The sequence below is a fragment of the Pseudomonas sp. B111 genome, from assembly GCF_026428275.1.
GTDB classification, from domain to species: Bacteria; Pseudomonadota; Gammaproteobacteria; order Pseudomonadales; family Pseudomonadaceae; genus Pseudomonas; species Pseudomonas aeruginosa.
Genome location: NZ_CP097857.1, coordinates 1,047,732 through 1,072,536, shown reverse-complemented (window position 1 = coordinate 1,072,536; position 24,805 = coordinate 1,047,732). Strand labels below are relative to the sequence as shown.

The following is a 24,805-nucleotide window of genomic DNA, read 5'->3' as shown; positions in this document are numbered from 1 at the left end:
CAACCCAAAAAGGACAAGTGTATTGCTCGGTGAAAGGCTGCTCAGCCGTTGCCGTTCTTGCGCTCGGCGCATTTGCTGCGGTCGGTCTTCTGCGCTTGCGCTTCCAGTTGTTGCTTCTGCAGGCGCTTCTCGCGCAGTTCTTTCTGCGCGGCGCGGAATTCGGCGTTGTACTGCCAGGAGCGTTCGCTGCCGTCCTGGGCCTGGGCAGTGCCGGCGCCGGTCGCCAGCAGGGCGGCCAGCAGCATCGGGATGATCTTCATGGCAAACCTCTCGGGTTGGCTCGTCGCCGGGGCGAGGTATTCGTCCCGTTTGAGCAAAGAGTAAGAGCGGACGGATTACCCGAGGGTGAGTGGAAAATTACGTTTCCGATAACTTCGGCGATGCTCCGTTGCATGGCGGAGGAGTCTGCGCGAAGCGCATTAAGTGCGAGTTAAGATTGCGGAAAGGTAATCCCCGCCTCATGTCTGCGTCATTTCCCCGGATCCAGAATCAGCCTCACGGTCAATGCCGGTTGCGGCAGGACTGCGCGGGGGCGCGATCGACCAGAAGTTCACGCACAGCCAGCGCCGCAAGGCATGGCCGCAGAAGAAAAACAGACATGAACCGATCTGGAGCAATCGCCATGCAAGGGGATGGAAAGAAACGACTGTGGACGCTTCCACTGCTGCTGGGCGCTGGAGTGATGGCCTCGGCCGTCGCCGAGGAGAACGCCGAGCGGAGCAAGGAAGGTTTCATCGAGGGCAGCGAGGTCAACCTGCTGCTGCGCAACTTCTACTTCAACCGCGACTTCCGCAAGGGCCAATCGAGCCCGGCGGGCGGCGGCTATACCGAGGAATGGGTGCAGGGCTTCATGGCCAACTTCTCCTCGGGCTTCACCCAGGGCACGCTGGGCGTCGGCATCGACGCCTTCGCCCAGCTCGGCGTGCGCCTGGACAGCGGCGGCGGGCGTTCCGGCGCCGGCGGTAGCGTCGACCTGCTGCCCTATGACGACCAGGGTCGGCCGCAGGACGACTATTCGCGAGCCGGCGGCGCGGTCAAGCTGCGCTGGTACGGCACCGTGCTGCGGGTCGGCGACGTGTTCCCGGAAACCCCGGTGATCCAGTACGGCAACAGCCGGCTGTTCCCCTCCAGCTTCCGCGGCTTTACCCTGGTCAACGACAGCCTGGCGAAGGGCCTGACCCTGCAGGCCGGCAAGCTGAACTCGATGACCCAGCCGAACAGCACCAGCGGCAGCGACGACTTCTACAGCTTCTACACCGGCCGGCGCATCGACTCGCCGTGGGTCGCCTACGCCGGCGGCGACTACCAGGCCACCGAGCACTGGAGCGTCAGCCTCTACGGCAGCCGCCAGAAGGACGCCTGGGACCAGTACTACGCCGGCACCAGCTTCAACTATCCGCTGGACGACAAGCTGTCCCTGCTCGGCGGCGCCAACTACTACAAGGTCAAGGACCAGGGCAGGCAGGTGATGGGCGAACTCGACAACGACATCTGGAGCGTGCGCGGCGGCTTCGCCTACGGCCCGCACCAGGTGCTGCTGTCGTACCAGCGCAACAACGGCGACGACGACTTCGACTACCTGCGCCAGACCGACTCCATCTACCTGGACAACTCGATCCAGTACAGCGACTTCAACTCGCCCAAGGAACGCTCGCTGATGCTCCGCTACGACCTCGACATGGCCGCCTTCGGCGTGCCGGGGCTGAGCTTCATGACCCGCTATGGCAAGGGCTGGGACGCCGATTATTCGAATGCCAACAGCGTCTACATGCGCACCGACGCCAACGGCAACCCGCTGACCAACCAGGGCCGCTGGGAACGCGACGTGGAGGTCAAGTACGTGGTGCAGGGCGGCGCGGCCAAGGACCTGGCGTTCCGCGTGCGCCAGGCCACGGTGCGCTCCGACAGCTTCGAGTCGGACCTCGACGAAGTCCGCCTGATCGTCGAATACCCGCTGCAAATCCTCTGAAGGCGCGCCGCCGCCCCATCCGGGGCGGCGCTCTGCGACAGCCCGTTGCTGGCGGCTGCGCGGCGGCGCTGCTACTTTCCTCTGGGTAGGCGGGCCGAAGGGCGGTTCCTGGCCGGGCATGGCTTCGACCTGCCGGTGGGCGCCGCGACCCGAACCTCGGCCACGCCATTCCACCCATGCCGCCCGGGCACCGGCGTGCCCGTGGCAGCCCAGGCTACGGGCGCCGCGTAGCCAGCCAAGCGGGAGTCGACATGGCCTCGTGGACCTTGGTGGACGCCAGCGCGATCGCTGTCCGCCATCCCTACACCTTCTACAAACCGGACGCGGAGACCATCGACCGGGTCGCCGCCGGGGAAAGCGTCAAGCTGATCTTCGCCTTCGATACCGACAACCCCGATGCGCCGCGCGCCGAGCGGCTCTGGGTGACGGTCGAGGGCATCGAGGCGGATGGCGCCTTCAGCGGCCGCCTGGACAACTATCCGCAATACATCCGCGACCTGTCGCTGGGCGAGCGCATCGTCTTCGAGGCGCGGCACATCATCAACACCGAGCACGACCCGCGGGAAACGCCGATCTCGCGCTATGCCCGGCGCTGCTTCGTGACGCGCCGGGTGATAGACGAGGGGAAGGCGGTCGGCTACCTCTACCGCGAGGCGCCGGAAGAGGAAAACGACAGCGGCTGGCGGCTGATGGCCGGCGACGAGTCGGACGACTACATGAATACCGCCGGGACCACCGCCTACGTCAGCCTGGGCTCGGTGCTGAACGCCGACGACAGCATCCTGCCGCTGCTCGACGCGCCGCCGGGACGGGCGTTCGAGCGACTGGCCGACGGTTCCTTCATCGAGGTGCAGGGACCGGAGGGTTGAGCCTCAGCCAGGCAGCTCGGCGAGGAAGCGCTCCAGGCGCTCGGCCAGGGCCAGGTAGTCGTCGGGACTGCGGTTGCTGCCCATCTTTCCCGACCTGACCCGCCTGGCGTCGCTGCGCTCGCGCTCGGCGCGGCTGGCGAGGGCCAGGCGCAGGGCGCTGGCCCGCGCCGGCGACTCCTCCAGCAGCGGTCGCGCCATGATCCGCGCGGCGTCGGCGTCGCCGTATTGCAGGGCGAGGAGCACCGTATTCGGGTCGGAGATCGCGCCGAGCCGCAACAGGCGTTCGGCCAGGAGCGCATCGAGGTGCGCGGCGCCAATCTGCAGGCTGTCCTGGTGCACCGCGACGCCCTGGTCGAGCAGCCATCCGGCGGCCTCCAGGCGCCCGCGGGCGAGGCAGGCCTCCAGCACGCCGCCGCGTCCGCGCAAGGTTTCGGCGAAGTCGCAGCCGGCATCGCGCAGGCGTTGCAGCAGGTCGATATCGCCGTCTTGCGCAGCTTCGGCCAGGGCCAGTTGACGCAGCCTTGGCTCGGCGGCCAGGCTGCCGTCGGCGAGGGCCGGCCGCCAGTCGAGGATGCGCTGGCGCAGCAGGACTTCCAGGCGGCCCTTCAGCGCCTTGCCGGGCTCCCCGGCGGCCTCCAGGGCGTCCAGCGCTTCCAGTAGCTCGTCGGCCACGCCGCAGGCGTTCTCGGCGTCGAACGGGTCCTGTTCGAAGGACAGCAGGCGGAACAGCCCGCCGACGTCGTCGGCCAGGCGCGTCAGCGAATCCTGGTGCAGGCGTCCGGCCCAGGCCGGCGGCAGGCCGTGGCTCCAGGCGATTACCGCGCCATACTCGGGGCCGGGTTCGACGCAGACGTAGAGCCGCTCCAGGTACTCGAAGCCACCGAACGGCAGGTAGGCCAGCTTGCCGTTCCAGTCGCAGCCTTCTTCTGCCGCGGCTTCCGCCGCCAGCTCGCGCTCGTGTTCGATCCAGCCCCAGAGGTCGTGGTAGCCGTCGCTGTCCGGATAGAACAGTTCGCTGAAAGAGAACGGGTGGCGGTGGCCGTCGTAGTCGACTTCCAGGTCATAGCCGAGGCGCCCGCCGAAACAGGTGCGCCAGAGGCGCAGCAGGTCTTCTGGAATCGGTCCGGCCAGGCCTTCGGCAAGACGCTGGACGTGTTCGGCGGACACCGGCGGTTGGGCGTCGTATACCACGCAGCCGTCGAACACGGCCAGGCGATGGGCCAGCAGGAGTTGGCGTTCGGCGGGGGAGAGTTCCATTCTCTGTGGTCCTGTCGATTCGGGGCGGCCACTCTAGCACGGCGAGGGTGCGCGTTCCGCAACGCCTTGGCTATCATGCGCGGCTTTCCATCCGCCCTGGCCGGAGTCCGTCGAACCATGCACACCTTGCAGCAACTGCGCAGCGGCGAACTGGCCGGCGCCACGCGCCTGGACCTGTCCTGCGGCCTGCGCGAGTTCCCCCGGGAAATCTTCGAACTGGCCGACTCCCTGGAGGTGCTCAACCTCAGCGGCAACGCCCTGGACAGCCTGCCGGACGACCTCGGCCGGCTGCATCGTCTCAAGGTGCTGTTCTGTTCCGCCAACGACTTCGCCGAATTGCCGGCGGCGGTGGGCGACTGTCCGGCGCTGAGCATGGTCGGCTTCAAGTCCAACCGCATCGAGCGGGTGCCGGCCGCGGCCCTGCCGCCGGCGTTGCGCTGGCTGATCCTCACCGACAACCGGATTGCCACGCTGCCCGAGGAACTGGGTCGCCGGCCGTTGCAGAAGCTGATGCTGGCTGGCAACCGCCTGGAGGCCTTGCCCGAGAGCATGGCCGCTTGCGAAGGCCTGGAACTGCTGCGGATCGCCGCCAACCGTTTCCAGCGCCTGCCGGCCTGGCTGGCGACGCTGCCGCGCCTGGCCTGGCTGGCCTACGCCGGCAACCCGTTGTGCCGCCTGCCGGCGCTGGCCGACAGCGGCATCGCCGCGCTGGACTGGAGCGAGCTGAGCCTGGAAGGGCTGATCGGCGAAGGAGCCTCCGGGGTCATCCATCGCGCCGGCTGGCGCCAGCCGGACGGCTCGACGCGCACGGTGGCGCTGAAGCTGTTCAAGGGCGAAGTGACCAGCGATGGCACCCCTGCCAGCGAGATGGCCGCCTGCCTGGCGGCGGGGCGCCATGCGCAATTGATCGAGGTGCTCGGCCGGCTCGCCGGGCATCCGCAAGGGCGCGACGGGCTGGTGCTGGAGCTGCTCGACGACGCCTATCGCAACCTGGCGGGGCCGCCGAGCCTGGAGTCCTGTACCCGCGACGTCTATCCGCCGGGACTGCGCTTCGAGCTGGCCACGGCGCTGCGCCTGGCGGCCTCGCTCGCCGGGTTGATGGCCCATCTGCATGGACGCGGCATCAGCCATGGCGACTTCTATGCGCATAACATCCTCTGGCGCGAGGAGGGTGCCTGCCTGCTGGGCGATTTCGGCGCCGCGTCCTTCCTCCCGGACGACGCCGTGCTCGCCGGCGCCCTGCGGCGCCTGGAAGTGCGTGCCTTCGCCTGCCTGCTGGAAGAGTTGCTCGAGCGCAGCGAGGCGCTGCCGGGGCAGGCCTCGCTACGTGCGGCGCTGGTCGAGTTGCAGCGACGTTGCGCGCTGCCACGGGTGAGCGAGCGGCCGGACTTCGGCGAGATCCAGGCGATCTTGCGCGACCTTGCCGCTCGCAGCCAGGCGTTTCCTCAAGTTCGATGAATTTGCCCGAGATTGACCGCAGGCTGATAAATATCAACGCAGTTCTAGCGGGCTTGGAGCTAGACTGACAAGTATGTCAGGAACGCGGCCAACGAGGGTAAACATGGATTCCTACGGCGTCACTTTCGCAATCATCGTGCTGGGCATGCTCTTCATCGGCACGGGTTTCACCAAGCGCGACACGCCGTTCGGCCTGTTCCTCATGTGGGTCGGGGTGATCTGCATGCTGGCCATCATCAGCTACCGCATCTATATCGCCACCCATTACTGAAGCGCCACCCGCGCCCGCAATGGCGGGCGCGGAGGTCCGCCGCTCAGTCGCGCGTATCGCCCATGGCCCGGGCATAGCCGGACGGGGCGAAGCGCAGGGTCACCAGCAACATCGCCACCACGCTCGCCGCGAGCAGCAGCCAGGAGGCCTGGAAGCTGCCGGTGGCGTCGCGCAGCCAGCCGGTCAGGTAGGGCACGATGCCGGTGATGATGAAGCCGATGCCCTGCACGAAGGCCGCCAGGCTTCCCGCCGCACGCGGCTCGTGGAGGTGGTCGAGGGTCAGGGTCAGGCTGAGGGCGAAGCAGGCGCCCAGGCCGTAGCCGATCAACGCCACCCACAGCGCCGCGTGCTGCAGCGGCATCAGCAGCAGGCCGCAGAAGCCGCCGAGCTGGACCAGCAGCGCGGCCAGCAGCCAGGGCCGGCGGTCGAGGCGGCGGCGAATCAGCAGCGGCACGCTGAGCGCGGCGAGCACCTGGAAGATGGTCATGATCCCGACCAGCCCGCCGCTGTCCTGGGCGCTCCAGCCGAGCTGGCGGTAGTACACCGGCAACCAGGCCACCATGCTGGTGTAGCCGCCGTTGATCAACCCGAAATACACCGCCAGCAGCCAGCCACGGCGATTGCCGAAGAAGTGCCGGACCGGCCCCTCGCCAGCGCTCGGCAGCACCTCCCTCGGCCGCGCGAACATCCACAGCAGCAGCGCCAGCAGGGCCGGTACGGCCCAGGCGCCGAGGCCGGCCTGCCAGCTGGAGAAGTGGTCGGCGATCCGTGGGCTGAGCACCGCCGCGGTTCCGCCGCCGGCCATCAGCGAGGCCGAGTAGAGGCCCATCGCCGCCGGGACCCGCCTCGGGAACCAGCGCTTGACCACGCCCGGTACCAGCGCCTGGATGATCGCCACGCCGCTGCCGGCCAGCGCGGCGCTGGCGATCAGCGCCAGCCCGCTATCCAGTTCCAGGCGCCAGAGGCAGGCCGCGGCGATGGCCAGCAGTCCGCAGACGATGCCGCGGTGCTCGGCCAGCCAGCGCCCGAGCCAGGGCAGCAACAGCGCCACCAGGCCCATGCAGAGCACCGGCAACACCGTCAGCAGCGACGCGCCCTGGAAGCCGAGACCGGTGCCGGCGGTGATTTCCTCGAGCAGCGGGCCGATGCCGGTGAGGATCGGTCGCAGGTTGATGCCGAGGCAGAAGATCACCAGCAGGCCGACCCAACTGACCTCCGCCGCGCCGACGCCGGTGGCGGCCTGGCCGCCGGAAGGGATTCGCGCGCTCATGCCTGGCGTTGCCGCCATTGCCGGTACAGACCCTCTTCGCCGGCAGGACGCAGGGCGCGTAGCGGCAGGCTCTGCCGCTGTGGCGGGCGCGCCATCTCGGCGTAGAGCGTGGCCGTGGACAGGCCGAACGCTTCGCCGTCCTCGTTGGAATAGGCGAACCAGGCCGCCTGGATGCCGCAGAGATGCATGGCGGCCAGGCACATCGGGCAGGGATGGCCGCTGGCGTAGATCACGCAACCGTCCAGGCGCGGGCTGCCGAGCGCCTGGCTGGCCTGGCGGATCGCCTGCAGCTCGGCGTGGGCGCTGGGGTCGTGGGTCTCGTGGATCTGGTTGACGCCGCGGGCCAGGACCCGCCCGTCGCGCACCAGCACGGCGCCGAACGGGCGGCCGCCGGCCTCGACGTTGGCGCGGGCGAGGGCGATGGCCTCGCGCATGAAGGTTTCATCGGACATGTCTTTCTCCTTCGCTTTCATTGGGCGCCGGCGGCCAGCAGCAGCCGCTCGATCCCGCCCTGGCCGCGCTGGCGGGCGTGGGCCAGCGGGCTGACGCCGTCGGCATCGGCCAGGTTGACGTCGGCGCCGGCGTCGATCAGCAGGCGCACGATCTCCTGGTGGCGCGGACCGCCGTCGCTGAGCAGGATCGCCTCGAGCAGCCCGGTCCAGCCGAGCTTGTTGACATGGTTGGGATCGACCCCGGCTTGCAGCAGCGTCTTCACCACTTCCACATGGCCGCGTTCGCAGGCCGGGATCAGCGCGGTGCCGCCATAGCGGTTGGTACTCTTCAGGTCGGCGCCGTGGAGCAGGGTCAGGCGCAGGATTTCCAGGCGGCCCTCGGCGCCGGCCAGCAGATACGGACTGTCGAGCCGGCTGTTCTGCCGGTTGACGTCGGCGCCGGCCTCGATCAACTGGCGCGCCACCGCCAGGTGGTCGTTGGCGGTGGCCAGCAGCAGCGGGGTGCTGCCGTCGGCGCTGGGCGCGTCGACCTCGACCTTGCGTTCGAGCAGGCTGGCGACCTGCGCGGTATCGCCGCGACGCGCGGCTTCGAGCAATGCTCCGGCGTCGCTCGCGCCGGCGCCTCCGCTGAATGCTGCGCAGACCAGCATGGCTCCGCTCCTGCATAGATTGGCCAGGGACATGTCGATGGGCTCCGATAGGCGTTGGCGAAAAGTATGGCGTCGATGTCATGTATGCTGAAATTAAATGATGGAATGCCTTTCAGTGGGAGTGTGCATGCTCGATCTGGTCCTGCTCCGTACCTTCGTCAGCGTTGTCGATACCGGCAACTTCACCCGCGCCGGCGAACACCTGCACCTGACCCAGTCCACCGTCAGCCAGCAGGTCATCCGCCTCGAACAGAACCTCGGTTGCCGCCTGCTCGACCGCAGCCAGCGGCAGGTTTTGCCGACCGAGGAAGGCGAGCGCCTGCTTGGCTACGCGCGGCGCCTGCTGCGGCTCTCGGACGAGGCCAGCGAGGCCCTCAGCCCGGTCCATGGCGACGGTGTGCTGCGCCTTGGCGTGCCGGAAGACCTCGCCGGCGAAGTGCTGATGCCGGTGCTGACGCGCTTCACCGAAGAGCGTCCGCGACTGCGCCTGGAGGTCGAGAGCGGTCTCAGCCATCACCTGCTGCGCCTCTACCGCAGCGGCGAGCTGGACCTGCTGCTGGTCAAGCAGTGGGGGGCCGACAGCGACTGCCATGCACGCTGGGCCGAGCCGCTGGGCTGGTTCGGCAGCGCCGCGCGGCCGTTCGGCGAGGGTTCGCCGGAGGAGCCGGTGCCGCTGGTGGTGTTCCCGGTCGGCGCGCTGTATCGCCAGGAGATGATCCATGCCCTGGAGAGCATCGGGCGTCGCTGGCGCATCGGCTATTCCAGCGCCAGCCTGGCCAGCCTGGTGGCCGCGGTCGGCGCCGGACTGGGGGTCAGCCTGCTGCCGCTGGGCTGCGTCGGGCCCGAGCATCGCCTGCTTGGCGCGCAGGCCGGCTTCCCGCCCATCGCTGGCCTGGAGCTGGCGCTCTACGCGCGGCCCGAGCTGGACAGCGCCGGGCGCACCCTCCGCGACCGCCTGCGCGACCTCTGCGATGCACGCCTGGAAGGGTTGCAGGGCGAGCGCTGAGCACTGTCTCCGGGCTATGATCCGGCTCCCTCAGCGAATGGACACGGAAGCCCGCCACATGTCCCGACCCACCCTGCAAGTCGACCTGCTGGTCGAGTCCTTCAACTACAAGGCCTGGTCCGACCGCCGCACCCTCGATGCCATCGCCCGGATCGACGCCGAGGCGTTCCCGGCCTCGCTGGCCTTCGCCTTGCAACAGCTCAATCACATGGCGATCGTCGAGGAACTGTTCAGGGCGCGCCTGCTGGGCGAGCCGGCGCCCCACCAACAGACCAACAGCGAGGTGGTGCCTGGCTACGACGTCCTGCGTCGCCGGCTGGAGGATTCGGCCGCCTGGTTCGCCGGCTATGTCGCCGAGCTGCCGCTGGAGCGTCGCGGCGAATGGCTGCGCTTCCGCTTCGCCGATGGCCGCGACGGCGGCATGACGCGCCAGGAGATCCTCTTCCATATCGTCAACCATGGCACCTACCATCGCGGCGCCATCGGTCATGCCCTCGACCTGGCGGGCGCGCCCCGGCCGGCGGATACCTACACCCTGTATATCCACTCCGCGCAGCCGGAGCGGCGGGAATAGCCCGCGGCAATGGCCGCCGAGCCTCTACGCCATCGCCGAGAAACGACGTGGGGCTCGACCGAGCGTCCGCCCCGCGCTGCGCATAAAAAAGCCCCGCGACCAGGAGCTGCAATCGCGGGGCTGGAGTGGCCGATTTCCATCGGCCGGGGATAGCCGGTTCAGGCGCTGGGTTGCCAGCCACCGCCGAGGGAGCGGTAGATCGCCACGATGCCGCGGTACAGCTCGACCTCGGCCTGGGCCTGGGCATCTTCGGCGGAGAGTTGCTCGCGTTCGGCGTCCAGCAGCACCAGGAAATCGGTGGTGCCTTCGCGGTAGCGGATCGCCGCCTGTTGCGCGGCGGCGCGGCTGGCTTCCGACTGGCGGACCAGCGAGACCAGGCGCTCCTGGCGCTTGCCATAGTCGCTGAAGGCATTCGCCGATTCTTCCAGGGCCAGCAGCACCTGCTGTTCGTAGCTGGCCAGCGCGGCGTCGGCGTCGGCCTTGGCGCCGCGCAGGCGGGCACGCACGCTGCCGAGGTCGAAGGCGGCCCAACTGATGCTCGGGCCGACGCTCCAGGCGCGGGCGGCGCTTGAGCCGATCTGCGAGCCCCGCCCGGCGGTGAAGCCGAGGAAGCCGCTGAGGCTGACCCGCGGGAACAGGTCGGCGGTGGCCACGCCGACGTCGGCGGTGCTGGCGGCCAGGCGCCGTTCGGCGGCGCGGATGTCCGGTCGGCGGCGCAGCAGCTCGCCGGGATCGCCGATCGGCAGGGCCTTGGTGATCGCCGGCAGGTCGCGCGGCGAAAGGTCCACTGTCAACTCTTCCGGCCGTTGGCCGAGGAGGGTGGCGATACGGTGCCTGGCGCGCTCGGCTTCCGCCTGCAGTTGCGGCACGCTGGCGGCGGTGGCCGCCAGGCGCGCATCGGCGCGCAGTACGTCGAGTTCGGCACCGACCCCGGCGTCGCGCAGTTGCTCGGTGAGCTGGCGCGACTCCTTCTGGTTCTCCAGGTTGCTCAGGGCAATCTTCTCGCGCAGTTGCGCGCCGCGCAGCTGGCCGTAGGCGTCCACCAGCTCGGCGATCAGGCTGACCTGCAGTTGCTGCAGGTCGGCCTCGGCCGCTTCGCTGAGGGCGTCGCTGGACTCCAGCTGGCGACGGATGCGCCCGAACAGATCAAGCTCCCAGGCGCTATCCAGGCCAAGGTCGTAGCGCTCGCTGTTGACCCGGTCCTCGGTCACTCCCGGTTGCTGGCCCTTGCCGATGTCGGCGCTGGCGCGGCTGGTGACCACCGGGAAGCGATCGTTGGCCACGTCGTCGCGCAGGGCGCGGGCGGCGCGCAGGCGGGCGAAGGCCACGCGCAGGTCGCGGTTGCCGCTCAGCGACTGTTCGACCAACTGGTTCAGGGTCGGATCGTCGAACTGTTTCCACCACAGGCTTTCGAAGCGGCTGCGGTCGTAGGGCTTGCTCGCCGTGGCGTCGATCTTCGCCGCCGCGGTGTCGGGGGTCCGGTAGTCCGGACCCACCGTGCAGGCGCTGAGCGCCAGCAGACTGAACAGACCCAGGGCGGGCGCGAGCCCGCTCCGGATCGACTGCGCGTGAATCATGCATGCACCTCTGGCAGGCCTTTGTCGTTGGCGGCGCGGCGCGCTTCGCGGTTCTCCACGAAGCGGCGGATGAGGACGTAGAACACCGGCGTCAGCAGCAGGCCGAAGAAGGTCACCCCGATCATCCCGGAGAACACCGCCACGCCCATCGCATGGCGCATCTCGGCGCCGGCGCCGGTGGAGATCACCAGCGGCACCACGCCCATGATGAAGGCGATGGACGTCATCAGGATCGGCCGCAGGCGCAGGCGGCAGGCTTCCAGCACCGCGGCGACGCGGTCCATGCCTTCCTCCTGCTTGTCCTTGGCGAACTCGACGATCAGGATCGCGTTCTTGCACGCCAGCCCCACCAGAACGATCAGGCCGATCTGGGTAAAGATGTTGTTGTCGCTGCCGGCCAGGATCACCCCGGTGATCGCCGACAGCAGGGTCATCGGCACGATCAGGATCACCGCCAGCGGCAGGCTCCAGCTCTCGTACTGGGCGGCCAGCACGAGGAAGGCCAGCAGCACGCAGAGCGGGAAGACGAACAGCGCGGTATTGCCGGCGAGGATCTGCTGGTAGGTCAGCTCGGTCCACTCGTAGGTCATGCCGTTGGGCAGTTCCTCCTTCAGCAGCTTCTCGATCGCCGCCTGCGCCTGGCCGGAGCTGTAGCCCGCGGCCGGGGCGCCGTTGAGTTCGGCGGTGATGAAGCCGTTGTAGTGCATCACACGGTCCGGACCGGAGGTGTCGCTGACCTTGATGAAGGACGCCAGCGGGACCATCTCGCCGAGGTTGTTGCGCACCTTCAGCTGGCCGATCTGCTCGGGTTCGAGGCGGAACTGCTGCTCGGCCTGGACGTTGACCTGGTAGGTACGGCCGAAGCGGTTGAAGTCGTTCGCGTACAGCGAGCCGAGGTAGACCTGCAGGGTGTCGAAGATGTCGCTGATCGCCACGCCGTGGGTCTTGGCCTTCTCGCGGTCGATGTCGGCGTCGATCTGCGGCACGTTGACCTGGTAGCTGGAGAACACCGAGCTGGGTTCCAGCTCAGGCAGCGCACGGGCCTTGGTGATGATGTTCTGGGTCTGCTTGAACAGCTCCTCGTAGCCCTGGTTGCCACGGTCCTCGATCTGCAGGCGGAAGCCGCCGATGGTCCCCAGCCCCTGTACCGGCGGCGGCGGGAAGATCGCGATGTAGGCGTCCTGGATGTCGGCGTACTTGGCGTTCAGCGCGGCGGCGATGGCACCGGCCGACTGGCTCGGGTCCTTGCGCTCGTCGAACGGCTTCAGCGGGGTGAACACGATGCCGCTGTTCGGGCTGTTGGTGAAGCCGTTGATCGACAGGCCGGGGAAGGCCACCGAGTCCGCCACGCCGGGCTGCGCCAGGGCGATCTCGGACATCTGCTTGATCACCGCCTCGGTACGGTCCAGGCTGGCCGCGTCGGGCAACTGGGCGAAGGCCACCAGGTACTGCTTGTCCTGCTGCGGGACGAAACCGGTCGGCGTGCTGGAGAAGCCGAAGTAGGTGAGCACCATCAGCCCGCCGTAGACCAGCAGGGCGATCGAGCTGCCGCGCAGGACCCGGTTCACCGTGCCGACGTAGCCATGGCTGGCGCGGTCGAAGAAACGGTTGAACGGACGGAACAGCCAACTGCCGAGGAGCTTGTCGAGGAACACCGAGAAGCGGTCCTTCGGCTCGTGGTGGCCCTTGAGCAGGACCGCCGCCAGCGCTGGCGACAGGGTCAGCGAGTTGAACGCCGAGATCACCGTGGAGATCGCGATGGTCAGGGCGAACTGGCGGTAGAACTGCCCGGTGAGGCCGGAGATGAACGCGGTCGGGATGAACACCGCGCAGAGCACCAGCGCCGTGGCGATGATCGGCCCGGTCACCTCGCGCATGGCACGCTTGGTGGCTTCCACCGGCTTGAGGCCGAGGCCGATGTTGCGCTCGACGTTCTCCACCACCACGATGGCGTCGTCCACCACGATGCCGATGGCCAGCACCAGGCCGAACAGCGACAGCGCGTTGAGCGAGAAGCCGAGCATGTGCATCACCGCGAAGGTGCCGATCAGCGACACCGGCACCGCGGCCAGCGGGATGATCGAGGCGCGCCAGGTCTGCAGGAACAGGATCACCACCAGCACCACCAGCACCAGGGCTTCGAACAGGGTGTGCACCACCGCCTCGATGGAGCCGCGGACGAAGATGGTCGGGTCGTAGACGATGGAGTAGTCCATGCCCTGCGGGAAGCTGTGCTTCAGCTCGGCCATCTTCTCCCGCACCAGGTTGGAGATCTCGATGGCGTTCGAGCCGGGACGCTGGAAGATCGGGATCGCCACCGCCGGCTTGTTGTTCAGCAGCGAACGCAGGGCGTACTGGTTGGAGCCCAGCTCGACCCGGGCGATGTCGCGCAGACGGGTGATCTCGCCGTTGGCGCCGGCGCGGATGATGATGTTCTCGAACTCTTCCTCGGTGACCAGGCGACCCTGGGTGTTGATCGACAACTGGAAGCTGGTATCGCTCGGCGCCGGCGGCGCGCCCAGGGTGCCGGCGGCGACCTGGCGGTTCTGCTCGCGGATGGCGTTGACCACGTCGGTGGCGGTGAGGTTGCGCGAGGCGACCTTGTTCGGGTCCAGCCAGACGCGCAGCGAATAGTCGCCGAGGCCGAACAACTGGACGTCGCCGACGCCGTCGAGACGGGCCAGTTCGTCCTTCACGTTGAGCACCGCGTAGTTCGACAGGTAGAGCATGTCGTAGCGGTTATCCGGCGAGGTCAGGTGCACGACCATGGTCAGGTCGGGCGAGGCCTTGTCGACGGTGATGCCGAGCCGGGTCACTTCTTCCGGGAGCTTCGGCTCGGTCCGGGTGACGCGGTTCTGCACCTGCACCTGGGCGTTGTCCAGGTCGGTGCCGAGGGCGAAGGTGATGGTCAGGGTCAGCTTGCCGTCGGAGGTCGACTGGGAGGACATGTAGAGCATGTTCTCCACCCCGGTGATCGCCTGTTCCAGGGGAGAGGCGACGGTCTCGCCGATGACTTTCGGGTTGGCGCCGGGGAAGTTGGCGCGGACCACGACGGTCGGCGGCACCACTTCCGGGTATTCGCTGATGGGTAGCTGGAACAGGGAGATGGCGCCGCCGATCAGGATCAGCAGCGACAGCACCGCGGCGAAGATCGGCCGCTGGATGAAGAATTGGGAGAAATTCATCGGTTCTTCCTATCGCCGCGCTCAGCCGCGCGGCTCGTTGCGAGTGGCGTTGTCCTTGGACGCCGCCACCTTCGGTGGTTCGCTGTCGCCGACCGACTGCCGCAGGCGCGCGAGGGTGGCCAGGGTGTCGGCGCTGGCCATCTCGACCTTCTGCGGATCCACCTGCATGCCCGGGCGGACCCGCTGCAGGCCATTCACGACGATCCGGTCGCCCTTGCTCAGGCCGCTGCGGACGATGCGCAGGCCCTCCAGCTTCGGTCCCATTTCGACGGTGCGGTAGACGGTCTTGTTGTCGCCATCCAGGACCAGCACGAACTTCTTGCCCAGGTCGGTGCCGACCGCTTCGTCCTTGATCAGGGTGGCGGCGTAGGTCTTGCTGCCGACCAGCTTCAGGCGCACGTAGAGGCCCGGGGTGAACTCGCCCTTGGCGTTGTCGAACACGGCGCGGCCGCGGATGGTGCCGGTACGCGGGTTGACCTGGTTGTCGAGGAAGTCCAGCCGGCCCAGGTGCGGGTTGCCGTCCTCGCTGCTCAGGCCGAGGTACACCGGGCTCTCGCTGCGCGTGTCGCGACCGGCCTGGCGGGCCAGCTCGACGTACTTGAGGAACACGCGCTCGTCGGCGTCGAAGTAGGCGTAGACCTTGTCGGTGCTGACCAGGGTGGTGAGCAGGGTCTCCCCGGAGTTGACCAGGTTGCCGGCGGTGACCTCGGCGCGGCTGACGCGACCATCGATCGGCGCGGTGATCCGGGTGAAGCTCAGGTTCAGGCGTGCCGCGTCCAGTTGCGCCTGGGTCGCGGCGACCGCCGCCTTGGCTTCCTGGGCGGCGGTGGTGCGGGCGTCGGCGAGTTCCGCGGAGATCGCGTTGCTGGCGCGCAGGCGTTCGCCGCGCTGGGCTTCGTTGACGCTCCGCGCCTGGGCCGCGCGGGCCTGTTGCAGCTGGGCTTCGAGGCGCTTGACCTCGGCCTCGAACGGGCGCGGGTCGATCTGGAACAGCAGGTCGCCTTTCTTCACCAGGGCGCCTTCATGGAAGGCCACGCGGTCGATGTAGCCCGATACCCGCGGGCGCAGCTCCACCGACTCCGGGGCCTCCAGGCGGCCGGTGAATTCGTCCCACTCGTTCAGCGGTTGTTCGATGACTTCGGCGACGCTGACCTTGGGCGCCGCCATGCCTTGGGTGGTTTCCGGGGCCTTGCCGCAGGCGCTCAGGACCAGTACGGCCGCGAGTGCGAGGGGGTAACGCCAGAAGAAGTGGGATGACTGTTCCATGCTTGACTCCGCCAGTCGGTTTTTCGGGATTGGCGAAGTCTGCGGGCTGCTCCGGCAGGGAACTAATCGAACGATGAGATTTTGATTATCACGAACAGTGATACATGGTTTTTCGTTTTCTGTAACAGTCCATGGTTATGGACAGTGCTTTCGATGGAATAAGCCACAGGCTCGCGGTGCGCGATCGATTTCCCCGTTGCGACGCCTCGTGCAGGTAGCCGCCGGAGGGCTCAGAGACTGTCCGGATCGCCGATGAACATGCTGATCCGCGAGCGCAGCCAGCGTTCCGCCGGGTCGTTGTCCTGGGCGCCGCGCCAGGCCATCGACAGTTCGAAGGCGCGGGTCTCGAACGGTGGGTCCTCGGCGCGCAGGCCGCCGGCGGCGATCAGCGCCTGGGCGGCGTAGTCGGGCACGGTGGCGATGATGTCGGTGCCGGCGAGGAGGGTGCCGAGGCCGTTGAACTGCGGCACCGCCAGGACCACCTTGCGCTTGCGGCCGAATTTCTCCAGTTCCTCGTCGACGAAGCCGCTGAGGTCGCCGGCGAAGGACACCAGCGCGTGCGGTCGCGCGCAATAGTCGTCGAGGGTCAGCTGGCCGGGCGCGGAGTCGGCGCGGAGGATCTTCGGCTTGCTGCGGCGCACGGTCTTGCGCTTGGCGTTGGCCGGCAGTTCGTCGGTGTAGCTGACGCCCACCGAGATCTCCCCCGAGGCCAGCAGGTTCGGCATCAATAGATAGTTGGCGCGGCGCACGACGAGGACGATCCCCGGCGCCTCTGCGCGCAGGCGGCGGAGCAGGGGCGGCAGCAGGCCGAACTCGACGTCGTCGGAAAGGCCGATGCGGAACACCGCGGTGCTGGTCGCCGGATCGAACTCGCTGGCGCGGCTCATGGCGGTGGAGATGGAGTCCAGCGCCGGCGACAGGTGGGCGAAGATTTCCTGGGCTCGCGCGGTGGGCTCCATGCTGCGTCCGGTACGGACGAACAGCGGGTCGTCGAACAGCGTGCGCAGGCGCGACAGCGCGGCACTGATGGCCGGCTGGCCGAGGAACAGTTTCTCTGCGGCGCGGGTCACGCTGCGTTCGTGCATCAGGGTCTCGAACACGATCAGCAGGTTCAGATCGACGCGGCGCAGGTCGTTTCGGTTCATGGTGTTCCTCGTTTCCAGGGGCTAGAGGCTGCAACCGCGGGGGCTCGCCGTCAAGCCTTGCGTGCGAGACGGGGCGGGGCCTGGCGAGGTGCCGGAGGGGCATAGGATCACTGACAGGCATAGCCATTATCAATAACGACGGGTGGTTTTGTCAGGCATGGGCGGATACAGTCACAACCCATGAGGTTATTCACCCCGTGATGCACTGCAGAGGTTTGCGATGTCCCGAGTGATCCGTTTTCATCAGTTTGGCCCGCCAGAGGTCCTCAAATGCGAAGAGCTGCCGACCCCGGCGCCGGCCGCAGGGGAAGTCCTGGTGCGTGTCCAGGCGATCGGCGTGAGCTGGAAGGATGTGCTCTGGCGTCAGAACCTGGCCCCGGAGCAGGCTGCGCTGCCGTCCGGTCTCGGCTTCGAACTGGCCGGCGAGGTGCTGGCGGTCGGCGCCGGCGTCGGCGACCTGCCGCTGGGTTCCCGCGTGGCCAGTTTCCCCGCCCATACCCCCGATCATTATCCGGCCTATGGCGACGTGGTGCTGATGCCACGCGCGGCCCTGGCGGTCTACCCCGAGGTACTCACCCCGGTGGAGGCCAGCGTCTACTACACCGGCCTGCTGGTGGCCTATTTCGGCCTGGTCGACCTGGCCGGGTTGAAGGCCGGGCAGACCGTGCTGATCACCGAGGCGGCGCGCATGTACGGACCGGTCTCGATCCAGTTGGCCAAGGCTCTCGGCGCGCGGGTGATCGCTTCCACCAAGTCCGCCGAGGAGCGCGAGTTCCTCCGCGAGCAGGGCGCCGACAAGGTGGTGGTGACCGACGAGCAGGACCTGGTCCTGGAAGTCGAGCGCTTCACCGAGGGCAAGGGCGTCAATGTCATCCTCGACGAATTGGGCGGCCCGCAGATGACCCTGCTCGGCGATGTCTCCGCCACCCGCGGCAAGCTGGTGCTGTATGGCTGCAACGGCGGCAACGAGTCGGCGTTCCCGGCCTGCGCCGCGTTCAAGAAGCATCTGCAGTTCTACCGCCACTGCCTGATGGATTTCACCGGTCATCCGGAGATGGGCCTGGAACGCAACGACGAGTCGGTGAGCAAGGCCCTCGCGCACATCGAGCAACTGACCCGCGATCGCCTGCTCAAGCCGGTGGTCGACCGGGTATTCGAGTTCGACCAGGTGGTCGAGGCGCACCGCTACATGGAAACCTGTCCGAAGCGCGGCCGGGTGGTGATCCACGTCGCCGATTGAGGACGACCCGCAGCGAAAGAGCCCGGCCATCGAGCCGGGCTTTTTCGTGGGCGCGGTTTCAGATCCACAGATCGTTGACCGCCGTCCGCTCGCCGCCCTGGTCGCCGGTATTGCGCACGCCGCAGGGCTCCACCAGGAGCATGCGCACCTCGCCCTCGGCGAACGGCTTGTGCTCCACGCCGCGCGGCACCACATACATCTCGCCGGGGCCCAGGTGCACCGCGCCGTCGCGGAAATCGATGCGCAGGCGACCGGCGAGGACGATGAAGGTCTCGTCGGTGTCGGCGTGGCTGTGCCAGACGAAGTCGCCTTCGATCTTCACCAGCTTGAACTGGTAGTCGTTCATCTGGGCGATCACCCTGGGTTGCCAGCGGTCGTCGAACAGGGCGAGCTTGGCGGCGAAGTTGATCGCTTGGGTTGTGCTGGTGGACATCGGTGCGCTCCGGTGGTTGGTCTCTGGCGCCAGGGTAGGCGGCTACGGAGCGGGCGGTCTTGGATGATCGTGCAACCTGGCTAGGCGCGGCCGAGCATACGCAGCCAGCGTGCCGGTGGCAGGCCGTAGCTCTGGCCGAAATGGCGGGTCATGTGGCTCTGGTCTGTGAAACCGGCGGCAAGCGCGGCTTCGGCCAGCGTCTGGCCGCCGAGCATCAGCCGGCGGGCGATGTCCAGCCGGCGCTGGATCAGGTAGCGGTAGGGGCTGGTGCCGAACAGCGCGCGGAAATCGCGCGACAGGCTCCAGCGTTCGCGCTGGGCGACCTGCGCCAGTTCGTCGAGGCCCAGCGGGCGCTCCAGGTGCGCGTGGATGTACTGCCGGGCGCGCTCGGCGGCGACGAAGTCGAAGTGGCGCCTGCCGCGCGCCCGGTTGCCGGCCACGGCGTCGAGGGCGTGGGCCAGTTCGAACAGGGCGTCCTGTTCTTCCAGCGGCTCCAGCGGGGTATCCATGGCCTGTAGCAGGGCCCGGCTGGCGGCGATCAGGCGCGGGTCGTCGGACAAGCCCCCGCGCACGAACGGCAGCGGCCGGCCGCCGAGGGCCTGCTGGATCAGCGCCGGCTCGACGTAGAGCATCCGGTAGCGGAACCCTTCCTGGCTGCCGGCCTCGCCGTCGTGCAGCTCGTCGGGATGCAGCACCAGGCAGCCGCCCGGCAGGCTGTGGCGCTGGCTGCGGCGATAGCGGAAGCTCTGCACCCCGGCCAGGGTCTGGCCGATGGCATAGGTGTCGTGGCGATGCGGATCGTAGCCGTGGCCGGCGAAGTAAGCCTCGATGCGTTCCACCGCACCGTGTTGCGGGGCGCGTCGAACCCAGTCGCGGGGCGTATTGGCGTGGCTCATGGGGAAAGGCTCGTGGCGCGGAAGGTTCAGGCTAGCGCTTCGTTGGCGCGACTGGAATAGCCGGACGGCGTCTCGCCGAATACTGTGCGGAAGGCACTGGCGAAGCTGCTCGGGCTTTCGTAGCCGAGCGACCAGGCGACCTCGCCGACCGCCTGGCCCGCTGCCAGCCGTTCGACGGCCGCGTGCAGTCGCGCCAGTTGCCGCCATTGCGCGAAGCTCATACCGGTCTCGGCGCCGAACAGCCGGCTCAGGCTACGGCTGCTGAGGTCCGCCCAGCGTGCCCATTCGGCCGCCGGTCGCGGATCGCCGGGGTTGGCCAGCAATGCCTCGGCGATCCTGCGCAGGCGCGAATCCCCCGGATAGGGCAGGCGGGTCCGCTGGGGCACGGCGTGGCGCAGTTCGTCCAGCAGCACGCGCAGCAGGTTCTCGCGTTCGGTGTTCCAGGCGGAGCCGGTCGGCCAGCGGGTGGCGCGTTCGACGATCAGCGCCACGAAAGCCGAGCAGGCGAGCACGCCGGGGTGCCGGGGCAGGTCGCGGCAGTGTTCGGCGGCGAGGTAGGCGCTCCAGCCCGCCAGGCTGCCGTGGGAGTGCGCCGAGTGTGGGTGACCCGGTGGGATCCAGGCGATCTGGCGCGGAGGCAGGGCCTGGCGGCCATGCTCGTCCTCGACCACCAGAAGGCCGCGCTCCAGGCAGTAGAGCTGGCCGCAGGCATGGCGGTGGGAGGCCGTGCGGCTGGCTGCGCGGTCGATGCGCAGGGCGAAGAGCGGGACGGGCAGGGGTTCCGGAAGCATTTGGCGGAAAAACGACGATGATTGGCTTGGAATGGATAATAGGCCATTCGACTGCGGATGTAGCCTGGCGGCTCATCATTCTTGCCTGGAGCACGCCATGAAAGCCGAAGACATCCTTCCCGACCGACAGGACCGCATCCGCCTGGGCGGCGTGGAGATACGCAAGGGCAGCGTCGGCGCGTTCATCGCCAACGCCCGGCTGCTGCTTGAGGAGGAACTGCCCCCGGCGCAACGGCGGCAGGCTGAAGAAGACCTGCGCGCCCTGCTGCCGGCGATCCGGGCACTGGGGCTGCTGGAACTCTTCGAACTGCGCGACGCGCGACTGCGGACGCTGGTGGCGGATTGGGAAAACGCCGCTGGCCGCTCCTGAGAGCGGCACACGGGCACTGGAGGTATCAGTCGTCGATGCAGCTTTCGATCAGGCGTTGCAGGGCTTCGCGCTCACTGACCGGCGTGCGCATCGGCATGTGCGCGAGGCTGCCGTCGCGGCGCTCGATGATGTACTCGGTCTCGAAGTGCAGGGTGCAATCCTCGAGGCTCACATAGGTGACGCCATAGGTCGGGGCCTTGCGGGAGCGGGCTGAGAGCATGGATGCCTCCTTGGGCTCATTTCTTCTCGCTGGTCGATGCGGGCGCGCTGGCCTGAACCGGGCGAGTAGGGGTCACTGCATTGCTGTAGAACGCGGAAGCGGCGAAGTAGCTGGCGAGGGCGCTGAAGCTGGACATGATCGGTTCTCCTGAGGAAGGGTGGGCGTCTGCCCTTGGAGAGCATGTTTGCCCAGCGGGAGAACCGGCAGAAGTAAAAAGCCTGCATGGTGTATATCGAGCGCGGTGATGGATCAAGCGACCCCCTCCAGCCTTGCGACTGTTCGCCGGTGTTACCATATGACGTGTTTTTTTCTCAGGAATTCCCATGGCCAAGCGTGGACGCCCCTGCGGCTTCGATCGTGAACAGGCATTGCGCCGGGCGCTCGACGTGTTCTGGGAGGCCGGTTACGAAGGCGCGACCATGGCCGCGCTGAAGGAGGCCATGGGTGGCATCTGCGCGCCGAGCATGTATGCCGCCTATGGTTCCAAGGAGGCGCTGTTCCGTTCGGCGGTGGAACTCTACCTGAGCCAGGAATGCCAGCTTTCCAAGGGCGCCTTCGCCCTGCCGACGGCGCGCGAGTCGATCGCCGCGCTGCTGGAAAGCGCCGCTGTCAGCTACACCACGGAAGGCAAGCCGCGCGGTTGCCTGGTCGACCTCAGCACGACCAATTTCTCGCCGGCCAACAAAGGCGTCGAAGACTATCTGCGCGATCACCGGCGGCGCGCCGCGCGCCTGCTGCGCGAGCGTTTCGCACGAGGCGTGGCCGACGGCGACGTGCCGGCCGGAGCCGATCTCGACGCGCTCACCAGTTTCTACAGCAGCGTGCTCCAGGGCCTGTCGATCCAGGCCCGCGACGGCGCCAGCCGCCAGCAGTTGCTGGCCATCGGCCGCTGCGCGATGGCGGCCTGGGATTCCCTGCTGGCGGTCGAGGCCGCCTGACGCCACAGCGCTCCTTGGCTGGAAAAAGCCCATGGATTCTCCGTGGGCAAAAACTATAACGCGTGATATAGAATTGATCCAAACCCCGGGCGAGGTCCTTCCGCGCGTGTCTCGCGCCCTGGCCATCGCCCGCTGCCGATTGGAGCCTTCATGACAACGCTTGCTGATATCCCCCTGTCCATGCTCGACCTGGTGCCGGTGCGCACCGGCGGCAGCGTGGCCGAAGCCCTGCACAACTCCCTGGACCTGGCGCGCCATGTGGAGCGCCTGGGCTTCAACCGTTTCTGGCTGGCCGAGCACCACAACATGGATGGCATCGCCAGCTCCGCCACCGCGCTGCTGATCGGCCATATCGCTGGTGGCACCTCGCGGATCCGCGTCGGCTCGGGTGGGGTGATGCTGCCGAACCATGCGCCGTTGGTGGTGGCGGAAAACTTCGGCACCCTGGAGACGCTCTACCCGGGCCGCATCGACCTCGGCCTTGGCCGCGCCCCGGGCGCCGACCAGGCGACCATGCGCGCCTTGCGTCGCGATCGCCTGGGCAACGGCGACGACTTCCCCGAGCAGGTCGCCGAGCTGGAAATGCTGCTCGGCCCGCGCCGTTCCCAGCAGAGCCTGCTGGCGGTGCCGGGCGAGGGTACCCAGGTGCCGATCTGGCTACTCGGTTCGAGCCTGTTCAGCGCCCACCTGGCGGCGCAGAAAGGCTTGCCCTATGCCTTCGCTTCGCATTTTGCACCGCGTTACCTGCACGAGGCGCTGCGCATCTACCGCAGCAACTTCCAGCCCTCGGCGGTACTCGACAAACCCTACGCGATGATCGGCGTGCCGCTGATCGCCGCACCTACCGACGAAGAGGCCGAGTTCCTCGCCACTACCGCCTTCCAGCGCGTGCTGGCGCTGATCCGCGGCGAGAGCCTGAAACAGAAGCCGCCGGTGGAAAGCATGGCGCCGTTGTGGCTGCCCCACGAGCAGGATGCGGTCGGCAGCTTCTTCGGCCTGGCGGTGATCGGCGGTCCGGAGAAGGTTCGCGCGCGCCTGGAGATCCTCCTGGAGCAGACCGGCGCCGACGAGCTTATCTTCACCAGCGACTTCTACGAGCACGCCCATCGGCTGCGCTCTTGCGAAATCGTCGCGGGGCTGAAAGGGGCGTGATCCGGGGCCTGTAGGGAAAATGATGTAGACCTGCGTGCGGTAGGGTCTTTCGGCGATAGGTTTTTTGGTTCTAAACTTAGAACTAAAAACAATAAGCCAGAGAGGAACCCTGCCATGCCGGTTGCACACCGACTGCTGTTTTCATTGACCGCCTTGCTGGCGGCGACGGCCCAGGCCGCCGTGGACGGCCAGAAACTCTATACCCAGGGCGGCGCCAACCCGGCCGCCGCGGCCTGCGTCACCTGCCACGGCGCCGATGGCATGGGCCTGGCCGCCGCCGGCTTTCCGCGCCTGGCGGGCCTTCCCGCCGCCTACCTGAGCAAGCAGCTGCACGACCTCAAGCAGGGCGGCAGTCGCGAGCACCCGGTGATGAAGGGCATAGCCGATGCTCTCGGCGACGACGAGATCCAGGCGCTCGCCACTACCCTCGCGGCAATGCCGGCGCCCAAGCCGGTGGAGCTGTCGCGCGTGGCCACCCCGCGCAGCCCCGGCGAGACCCTGGCGGTGCGTGGCGCCTGGGAGCGCAACATTCCCGAGTGCGTGACCTGTCACGGTCCGGCCGGCAGCGGCGTGGGGGAGGCCTTCCCGCCGTTGCAGGGGCAGGGCGAGATGTACCTGAGCAACCAGTTGCGCGCCTGGCAGCTTGGCACTCGCCGCAACGACCCGAACGATCTGATGGGACATATCGCCAAATCCCTCAGCGAAGAGGAGATCCGCAGCGTCAGCCAGTTCTTCGCCACCCTCGGTCAGGCAGGAGGCCAGCCATGAACATGCCGTCGATCCTTTCCCTGGTCGTCGCCGGCCTGCTGGTCGCTCCCGTCCACGCGGCAACGGCGCCCTCGGAGCCGTTCCAGCCGCCGGCGGAAAGCAGCCTCCCGGACAACGCCTTCGGCGAAATGGTCCGCCAGGGCCAGGCGCTGTTCGTGGAAACCCGGAAGAACGCGCCGCATCTGGTCGGCAACCAGCTCAACTGCGTCAACTGCCATCTCGACCAGGGCCGCCGGGCCAACGCCGCGCCGCAGTGGGCGGCCTACCCGGTCTATCCGGCGTTCCGCGCCAAGAACAACAAGGTCAATACGTTCGCCGAGCGCCTGCAGGGCTGCTTCCAGTTCAGCATGAACGGCAAGGTGCCGGCGGCCGACAGCCCGGAGATCAAGGCCCTGACCGTCTACGCCTATTGGCTGGCGAGCCAGGCGCCGACCGGGGTCAGCCTGCCCGGACGCGGCTATCCGGACGTGGCCCCGCCGGAAGGCGGCTACAGCATCGAGCGCGGCGCCAAGGTCTATGCCGCGCAGTGCGCGATCTGCCACGGCGCCGACGGCCAGGGCCAGATGGCTCTGGGGCAGACGGTGTTCCCACCGCTGTGGGGCGCGCAGTCGTTCAACTGGGGCGCGGGCATGCACCGCATCAACACCGCGGCTTCCTTCATCAAGTACAACATGCCGTTGGGCAAGCCCGGTACCCTCAGCGACCGCGACGCCTGGGACGTCGCCGCCTTCATGAACAGCCACGAGCGCCCGCAGGACCCGCGCCTGGTGGACGGTTCCGTGGAGAAGACGCGGCAGAAGTTCCATGCCAACGACGGCGTCAACCTGTACGGACAGAAGGTCAACGGCGTGCTGCTGGGACAGGGAATCTGACCCTCGTGGCCTGGCGTCCGCAGGACGGAGACCCGGTCCGGCGGAAGCAGGTCGGCGCCTGGGTAGGGCGGATAACGCCAGCGGCGTTATCCGCCGATGCCTGGGCCTGGGTCCGGCGGATAGCCGCGGGGCGGCTATTCGCCCTACGGAGTCGGTTGGCGGGTGGGTGGGGCGCG

At 68.1% G+C, this 24,805-nt stretch carries 26 protein-coding genes; 12 read left to right on the top strand and 14 right to left on the bottom strand.

Translation table 11 applies throughout. The annotated features are described in order from the left end of the window. Positions 1-41 precede the first annotated feature (41 nt). Positions 42-260, bottom strand: coding sequence for a hypothetical protein (locus M6E97_RS04935; protein ID WP_033938693.1), 219 nt, complete (start codon positions 258-260; stop codon positions 42-44). 362 nt (positions 261-622) lie between these two features. On the opposite strand from M6E97_RS04935, the gene M6E97_RS04930 reads away from it, so the two are divergent. Next, positions 623-1,969, top strand: a complete 1,347-nt coding sequence (locus M6E97_RS04930) for an OprD family porin (RefSeq protein ID WP_003139115.1) — start codon at positions 623-625, stop codon at positions 1,967-1,969. Positions 1,970-2,220: 251 nt separating this feature from the next. Beyond that, on the top strand, positions 2,221-2,838 hold the full coding sequence (locus M6E97_RS04925) for an immunity protein Imm33 domain-containing protein (RefSeq protein WP_003089860.1): 618 nt from the start codon (positions 2,221-2,223) through the stop codon (positions 2,836-2,838). A 3-nt stretch (positions 2,839-2,841) separates the two neighbouring features. On the opposite strand, the gene M6E97_RS04920 is transcribed toward M6E97_RS04925, so the two are convergent. Beyond that, positions 2,842-4,095, bottom strand: coding sequence for an SMI1/KNR4 family protein (locus tag M6E97_RS04920; protein WP_023091712.1), 1,254 nt, complete (start codon positions 4,093-4,095; stop codon positions 2,842-2,844). Between the two features lie 117 nt (positions 4,096-4,212). On the opposite strand from M6E97_RS04920, the gene M6E97_RS04915 reads away from it, so the two are divergent. Both M6E97_RS04915 and M6E97_RS04910 read left to right on the top strand, forming a co-directional pair. Beyond that, positions 4,213-5,553, top strand: a complete 1,341-nt coding sequence (locus M6E97_RS04915) for a leucine-rich repeat-containing protein kinase family protein (RefSeq protein WP_015502838.1) — start codon at positions 4,213-4,215, stop codon at positions 5,551-5,553. Between the two features lie 103 nt (positions 5,554-5,656). Continuing rightward, entirely contained in the window at positions 5,657-5,824 is a 168-nt protein-coding gene (locus tag M6E97_RS04910; protein ID WP_003089849.1) for a hypothetical protein, read from the top strand. 43 nt (positions 5,825-5,867) lie between these two features. Here M6E97_RS04910 and M6E97_RS04905 read toward each other — a convergent pair whose 3' ends face one another. The 3 genes from M6E97_RS04905 to M6E97_RS04895 are packed head-to-tail and all read right to left on the bottom strand — an operon-like array spanning position 5,868 to position 8,196. Next, a complete protein-coding gene (locus tag M6E97_RS04905; protein ID WP_033938692.1) occupies positions 5,868-7,094 on the bottom strand; it encodes a CynX/NimT family MFS transporter in 1,227 nt (408 codons plus the stop codon). Continuing rightward, positions 7,091-7,546 carry a nucleoside deaminase gene (locus M6E97_RS04900; protein WP_003109548.1) on the bottom strand — a complete coding sequence of 152 codons (456 nt, stop codon included), beginning with the start codon at positions 7,544-7,546 and terminating at the stop codon, positions 7,091-7,093. The genes M6E97_RS04905 and M6E97_RS04900 overlap by 4 nt, the downstream gene beginning before the upstream one ends. 17 nt (positions 7,547-7,563) lie before the next feature. Further along, a complete protein-coding gene (locus M6E97_RS04895; RefSeq protein ID WP_003109549.1) occupies positions 7,564-8,196 on the bottom strand; it encodes an ankyrin repeat domain-containing protein in 633 nt (210 codons plus the stop codon). 127 nt (positions 8,197-8,323) lie between these two features. On the opposite strand from M6E97_RS04895, the gene M6E97_RS04890 reads away from it, so the two are divergent. Both M6E97_RS04890 and M6E97_RS04885 read left to right on the top strand, forming a co-directional pair. After that, on the top strand, positions 8,324-9,202 hold the full coding sequence (locus M6E97_RS04890) for a LysR substrate-binding domain-containing protein (protein WP_033938691.1): 879 nt from the start codon (positions 8,324-8,326) through the stop codon (positions 9,200-9,202). A gap of 58 nt (positions 9,203-9,260) precedes the next feature. Next, positions 9,261-9,776 carry a DinB family protein gene (locus M6E97_RS04885; RefSeq protein WP_003089838.1) on the top strand — a complete coding sequence of 172 codons (516 nt, stop codon included), beginning with the start codon at positions 9,261-9,263 and terminating at the stop codon, positions 9,774-9,776. Positions 9,777-9,934: 158 nt separating this feature from the next. Here M6E97_RS04885 and oprN read toward each other — a convergent pair whose 3' ends face one another. The 4 genes from oprN to mexT form a co-directional block, all read right to left on the bottom strand. Beyond that, entirely contained in the window at positions 9,935-11,353 is a 1,419-nt protein-coding gene (gene oprN, locus M6E97_RS04880; protein WP_003089836.1) for a multidrug efflux RND transporter outer membrane subunit OprN, read from the bottom strand. Then, positions 11,350-14,538 carry a multidrug efflux RND transporter permease subunit MexF gene (gene mexF / locus M6E97_RS04875; protein ID WP_003089834.1) on the bottom strand — a complete coding sequence of 1,063 codons (3,189 nt, stop codon included), beginning with the start codon at positions 14,536-14,538 and terminating at the stop codon, positions 11,350-11,352. The genes oprN and mexF overlap by 4 nt, the downstream gene beginning before the upstream one ends. A 21-nt stretch (positions 14,539-14,559) precedes the next feature. Beyond that, positions 14,560-15,804 carry a multidrug efflux RND transporter periplasmic adaptor subunit MexE gene (gene mexE, locus M6E97_RS04870; protein ID WP_003109551.1) on the bottom strand — a complete coding sequence of 415 codons (1,245 nt, stop codon included), beginning with the start codon at positions 15,802-15,804 and terminating at the stop codon, positions 14,560-14,562. 230 nt (positions 15,805-16,034) lie between these two features. Next, positions 16,035-16,949: a multidrug efflux system transcriptional regulator MexT gene (gene mexT, locus M6E97_RS04865; RefSeq protein WP_003089829.1), complete on the bottom strand. Its 915-nt coding sequence runs from the start codon at positions 16,947-16,949 to the stop codon at positions 16,035-16,037. Between the two features lie 220 nt (positions 16,950-17,169). On the opposite strand from mexT, the gene mexS reads away from it, so the two are divergent. After that, positions 17,170-18,189 (top strand): oxidoreductase MexS, encoded by a 1,020-nt coding sequence (mexS, locus tag M6E97_RS04860; RefSeq protein WP_003103552.1) that lies wholly within the window; start codon positions 17,170-17,172, stop codon positions 18,187-18,189. 58 nt (positions 18,190-18,247) lie between these two features. Here mexS and M6E97_RS04855 read toward each other — a convergent pair whose 3' ends face one another. The 3 genes from M6E97_RS04855 to M6E97_RS04845 form a co-directional block, all read right to left on the bottom strand. Then, the gene (locus M6E97_RS04855) at positions 18,248-18,622 is read right to left on the bottom strand and encodes a cupin domain-containing protein (protein ID WP_003089825.1); all 375 of its coding nucleotides are present in this window, start codon (positions 18,620-18,622) and stop codon (positions 18,248-18,250) included. Between the two features lie 80 nt (positions 18,623-18,702). Further along, positions 18,703-19,518 (bottom strand): AraC family transcriptional regulator, encoded by an 816-nt coding sequence (locus M6E97_RS04850; RefSeq protein WP_003103554.1) that lies wholly within the window; start codon positions 19,516-19,518, stop codon positions 18,703-18,705. Between the two features lie 26 nt (positions 19,519-19,544). Then, entirely contained in the window at positions 19,545-20,309 is a 765-nt protein-coding gene (locus M6E97_RS04845) for an AraC family transcriptional regulator (protein WP_034005384.1), read from the bottom strand. Between the two features lie 97 nt (positions 20,310-20,406). Here M6E97_RS04845 and M6E97_RS04840 point away from each other — a divergent pair, with 97 nt between their 5' ends. After that, positions 20,407-20,679, top strand: coding sequence for a hypothetical protein (locus M6E97_RS04840; protein ID WP_022580887.1), 273 nt, complete (start codon positions 20,407-20,409; stop codon positions 20,677-20,679). 25 nt (positions 20,680-20,704) lie between these two features. On the opposite strand, the gene ptrC is transcribed toward M6E97_RS04840, so the two are convergent. Next, positions 20,705-20,899: a type III secretion system co-regulatory protein PtrC gene (gene ptrC / locus M6E97_RS04835; RefSeq protein ID WP_003089814.1), complete on the bottom strand. Its 195-nt coding sequence runs from the start codon at positions 20,897-20,899 to the stop codon at positions 20,705-20,707. Between the two features lie 16 nt (positions 20,900-20,915). Beyond that, positions 20,916-21,035 (bottom strand): PA2485 family small membrane protein, encoded by a 120-nt coding sequence (locus tag M6E97_RS31110; protein ID WP_003116878.1) that lies wholly within the window; start codon positions 21,033-21,035, stop codon positions 20,916-20,918. A 187-nt stretch (positions 21,036-21,222) separates the two neighbouring features. Here M6E97_RS31110 and M6E97_RS04830 point away from each other — a divergent pair, with 187 nt between their 5' ends. The 4 genes from M6E97_RS04830 (at position 21,223) to M6E97_RS04815 (ending at position 24,629) form a co-directional block, all read left to right on the top strand. Next, positions 21,223-21,837, top strand: coding sequence for a TetR/AcrR family transcriptional regulator (locus M6E97_RS04830; protein ID WP_003089808.1), 615 nt, complete (start codon positions 21,223-21,225; stop codon positions 21,835-21,837). 150 nt (positions 21,838-21,987) lie between these two features. After that, a complete protein-coding gene (locus M6E97_RS04825; RefSeq protein WP_003089806.1) occupies positions 21,988-22,989 on the top strand; it encodes an LLM class flavin-dependent oxidoreductase in 1,002 nt (333 codons plus the stop codon). Positions 22,990-23,103: 114 nt separating this feature from the next. Next, complete coding sequence (locus tag M6E97_RS04820; protein ID WP_003089803.1) at positions 23,104-23,757, top strand: c-type cytochrome; 654 nt, start codon at positions 23,104-23,106, stop codon at positions 23,755-23,757. Then, entirely contained in the window at positions 23,754-24,629 is an 876-nt protein-coding gene (locus M6E97_RS04815) for a c-type cytochrome (protein WP_022580888.1), read from the top strand. Before M6E97_RS04820 ends, M6E97_RS04815 begins: the two co-directional genes overlap by 4 nt. Positions 24,630-24,805 lie beyond the last annotated feature (176 nt).

Excerpts from the sequence above, each read along its gene's own strand:
- M6E97_RS04935 (WP_033938693.1), bottom strand. The coding sequence starts at position 260 with ATGAAGATCATCCCGATGCTGCTGGCCGCCCTGCTGGCGACCGGCGCC.
- M6E97_RS04930 (WP_003139115.1), top strand. The coding sequence starts at position 623 with ATGCAAGGGGATGGAAAGAAACGACTGTGGACGCTTCCACTGCTGCTG.
- M6E97_RS04925 (WP_003089860.1), top strand. The coding sequence starts at position 2,221 with ATGGCCTCGTGGACCTTGGTGGACGCCAGCGCGATCGCTGTCCGCCAT.
- M6E97_RS04920 (WP_023091712.1), bottom strand. The coding sequence starts at position 4,095 with ATGGAACTCTCCCCCGCCGAACGCCAACTCCTGCTGGCCCATCGCCTG.
- M6E97_RS04915 (WP_015502838.1), top strand. The coding sequence starts at position 4,213 with ATGCACACCTTGCAGCAACTGCGCAGCGGCGAACTGGCCGGCGCCACG.
- M6E97_RS04910 (WP_003089849.1), top strand. The coding sequence starts at position 5,657 with ATGGATTCCTACGGCGTCACTTTCGCAATCATCGTGCTGGGCATGCTC.
- M6E97_RS04905 (WP_033938692.1), bottom strand. The coding sequence starts at position 7,094 with ATGAGCGCGCGAATCCCTTCCGGCGGCCAGGCCGCCACCGGCGTCGGC.
- M6E97_RS04900 (WP_003109548.1), bottom strand. The coding sequence starts at position 7,546 with ATGTCCGATGAAACCTTCATGCGCGAGGCCATCGCCCTCGCCCGCGCC.
- M6E97_RS04895 (WP_003109549.1), bottom strand. The coding sequence starts at position 8,196 with ATGCTGGTCTGCGCAGCATTCAGCGGAGGCGCCGGCGCGAGCGACGCC.
- M6E97_RS04890 (WP_033938691.1), top strand. The coding sequence starts at position 8,324 with ATGCTCGATCTGGTCCTGCTCCGTACCTTCGTCAGCGTTGTCGATACC.
- M6E97_RS04885 (WP_003089838.1), top strand. The coding sequence starts at position 9,261 with ATGTCCCGACCCACCCTGCAAGTCGACCTGCTGGTCGAGTCCTTCAAC.
- oprN (WP_003089836.1), bottom strand. The coding sequence starts at position 11,353 with ATGATTCACGCGCAGTCGATCCGGAGCGGGCTCGCGCCCGCCCTGGGT.
- mexF (WP_003089834.1), bottom strand. The coding sequence starts at position 14,538 with ATGAATTTCTCCCAATTCTTCATCCAGCGGCCGATCTTCGCCGCGGTG.
- mexE (WP_003109551.1), bottom strand. The coding sequence starts at position 15,804 with ATGGAACAGTCATCCCACTTCTTCTGGCGTTACCCCCTCGCACTCGCG.
- mexT (WP_003089829.1), bottom strand. The coding sequence starts at position 16,949 with ATGAACCGAAACGACCTGCGCCGCGTCGATCTGAACCTGCTGATCGTG.
- mexS (WP_003103552.1), top strand. The coding sequence starts at position 17,170 with ATGTCCCGAGTGATCCGTTTTCATCAGTTTGGCCCGCCAGAGGTCCTC.
- M6E97_RS04855 (WP_003089825.1), bottom strand. The coding sequence starts at position 18,622 with ATGTCCACCAGCACAACCCAAGCGATCAACTTCGCCGCCAAGCTCGCC.
- M6E97_RS04850 (WP_003103554.1), bottom strand. The coding sequence starts at position 19,518 with ATGAGCCACGCCAATACGCCCCGCGACTGGGTTCGACGCGCCCCGCAA.
- M6E97_RS04845 (WP_034005384.1), bottom strand. The coding sequence starts at position 20,309 with ATGCTTCCGGAACCCCTGCCCGTCCCGCTCTTCGCCCTGCGCATCGAC.
- M6E97_RS04840 (WP_022580887.1), top strand. The coding sequence starts at position 20,407 with ATGAAAGCCGAAGACATCCTTCCCGACCGACAGGACCGCATCCGCCTG.
- ptrC (WP_003089814.1), bottom strand. The coding sequence starts at position 20,899 with ATGCTCTCAGCCCGCTCCCGCAAGGCCCCGACCTATGGCGTCACCTAT.
- M6E97_RS31110 (WP_003116878.1), bottom strand. The coding sequence starts at position 21,035 with ATGTCCAGCTTCAGCGCCCTCGCCAGCTACTTCGCCGCTTCCGCGTTC.
- M6E97_RS04830 (WP_003089808.1), top strand. The coding sequence starts at position 21,223 with ATGGCCAAGCGTGGACGCCCCTGCGGCTTCGATCGTGAACAGGCATTG.
- M6E97_RS04825 (WP_003089806.1), top strand. The coding sequence starts at position 21,988 with ATGACAACGCTTGCTGATATCCCCCTGTCCATGCTCGACCTGGTGCCG.
- M6E97_RS04820 (WP_003089803.1), top strand. The coding sequence starts at position 23,104 with ATGCCGGTTGCACACCGACTGCTGTTTTCATTGACCGCCTTGCTGGCG.
- M6E97_RS04815 (WP_022580888.1), top strand. The coding sequence starts at position 23,754 with ATGAACATGCCGTCGATCCTTTCCCTGGTCGTCGCCGGCCTGCTGGTC.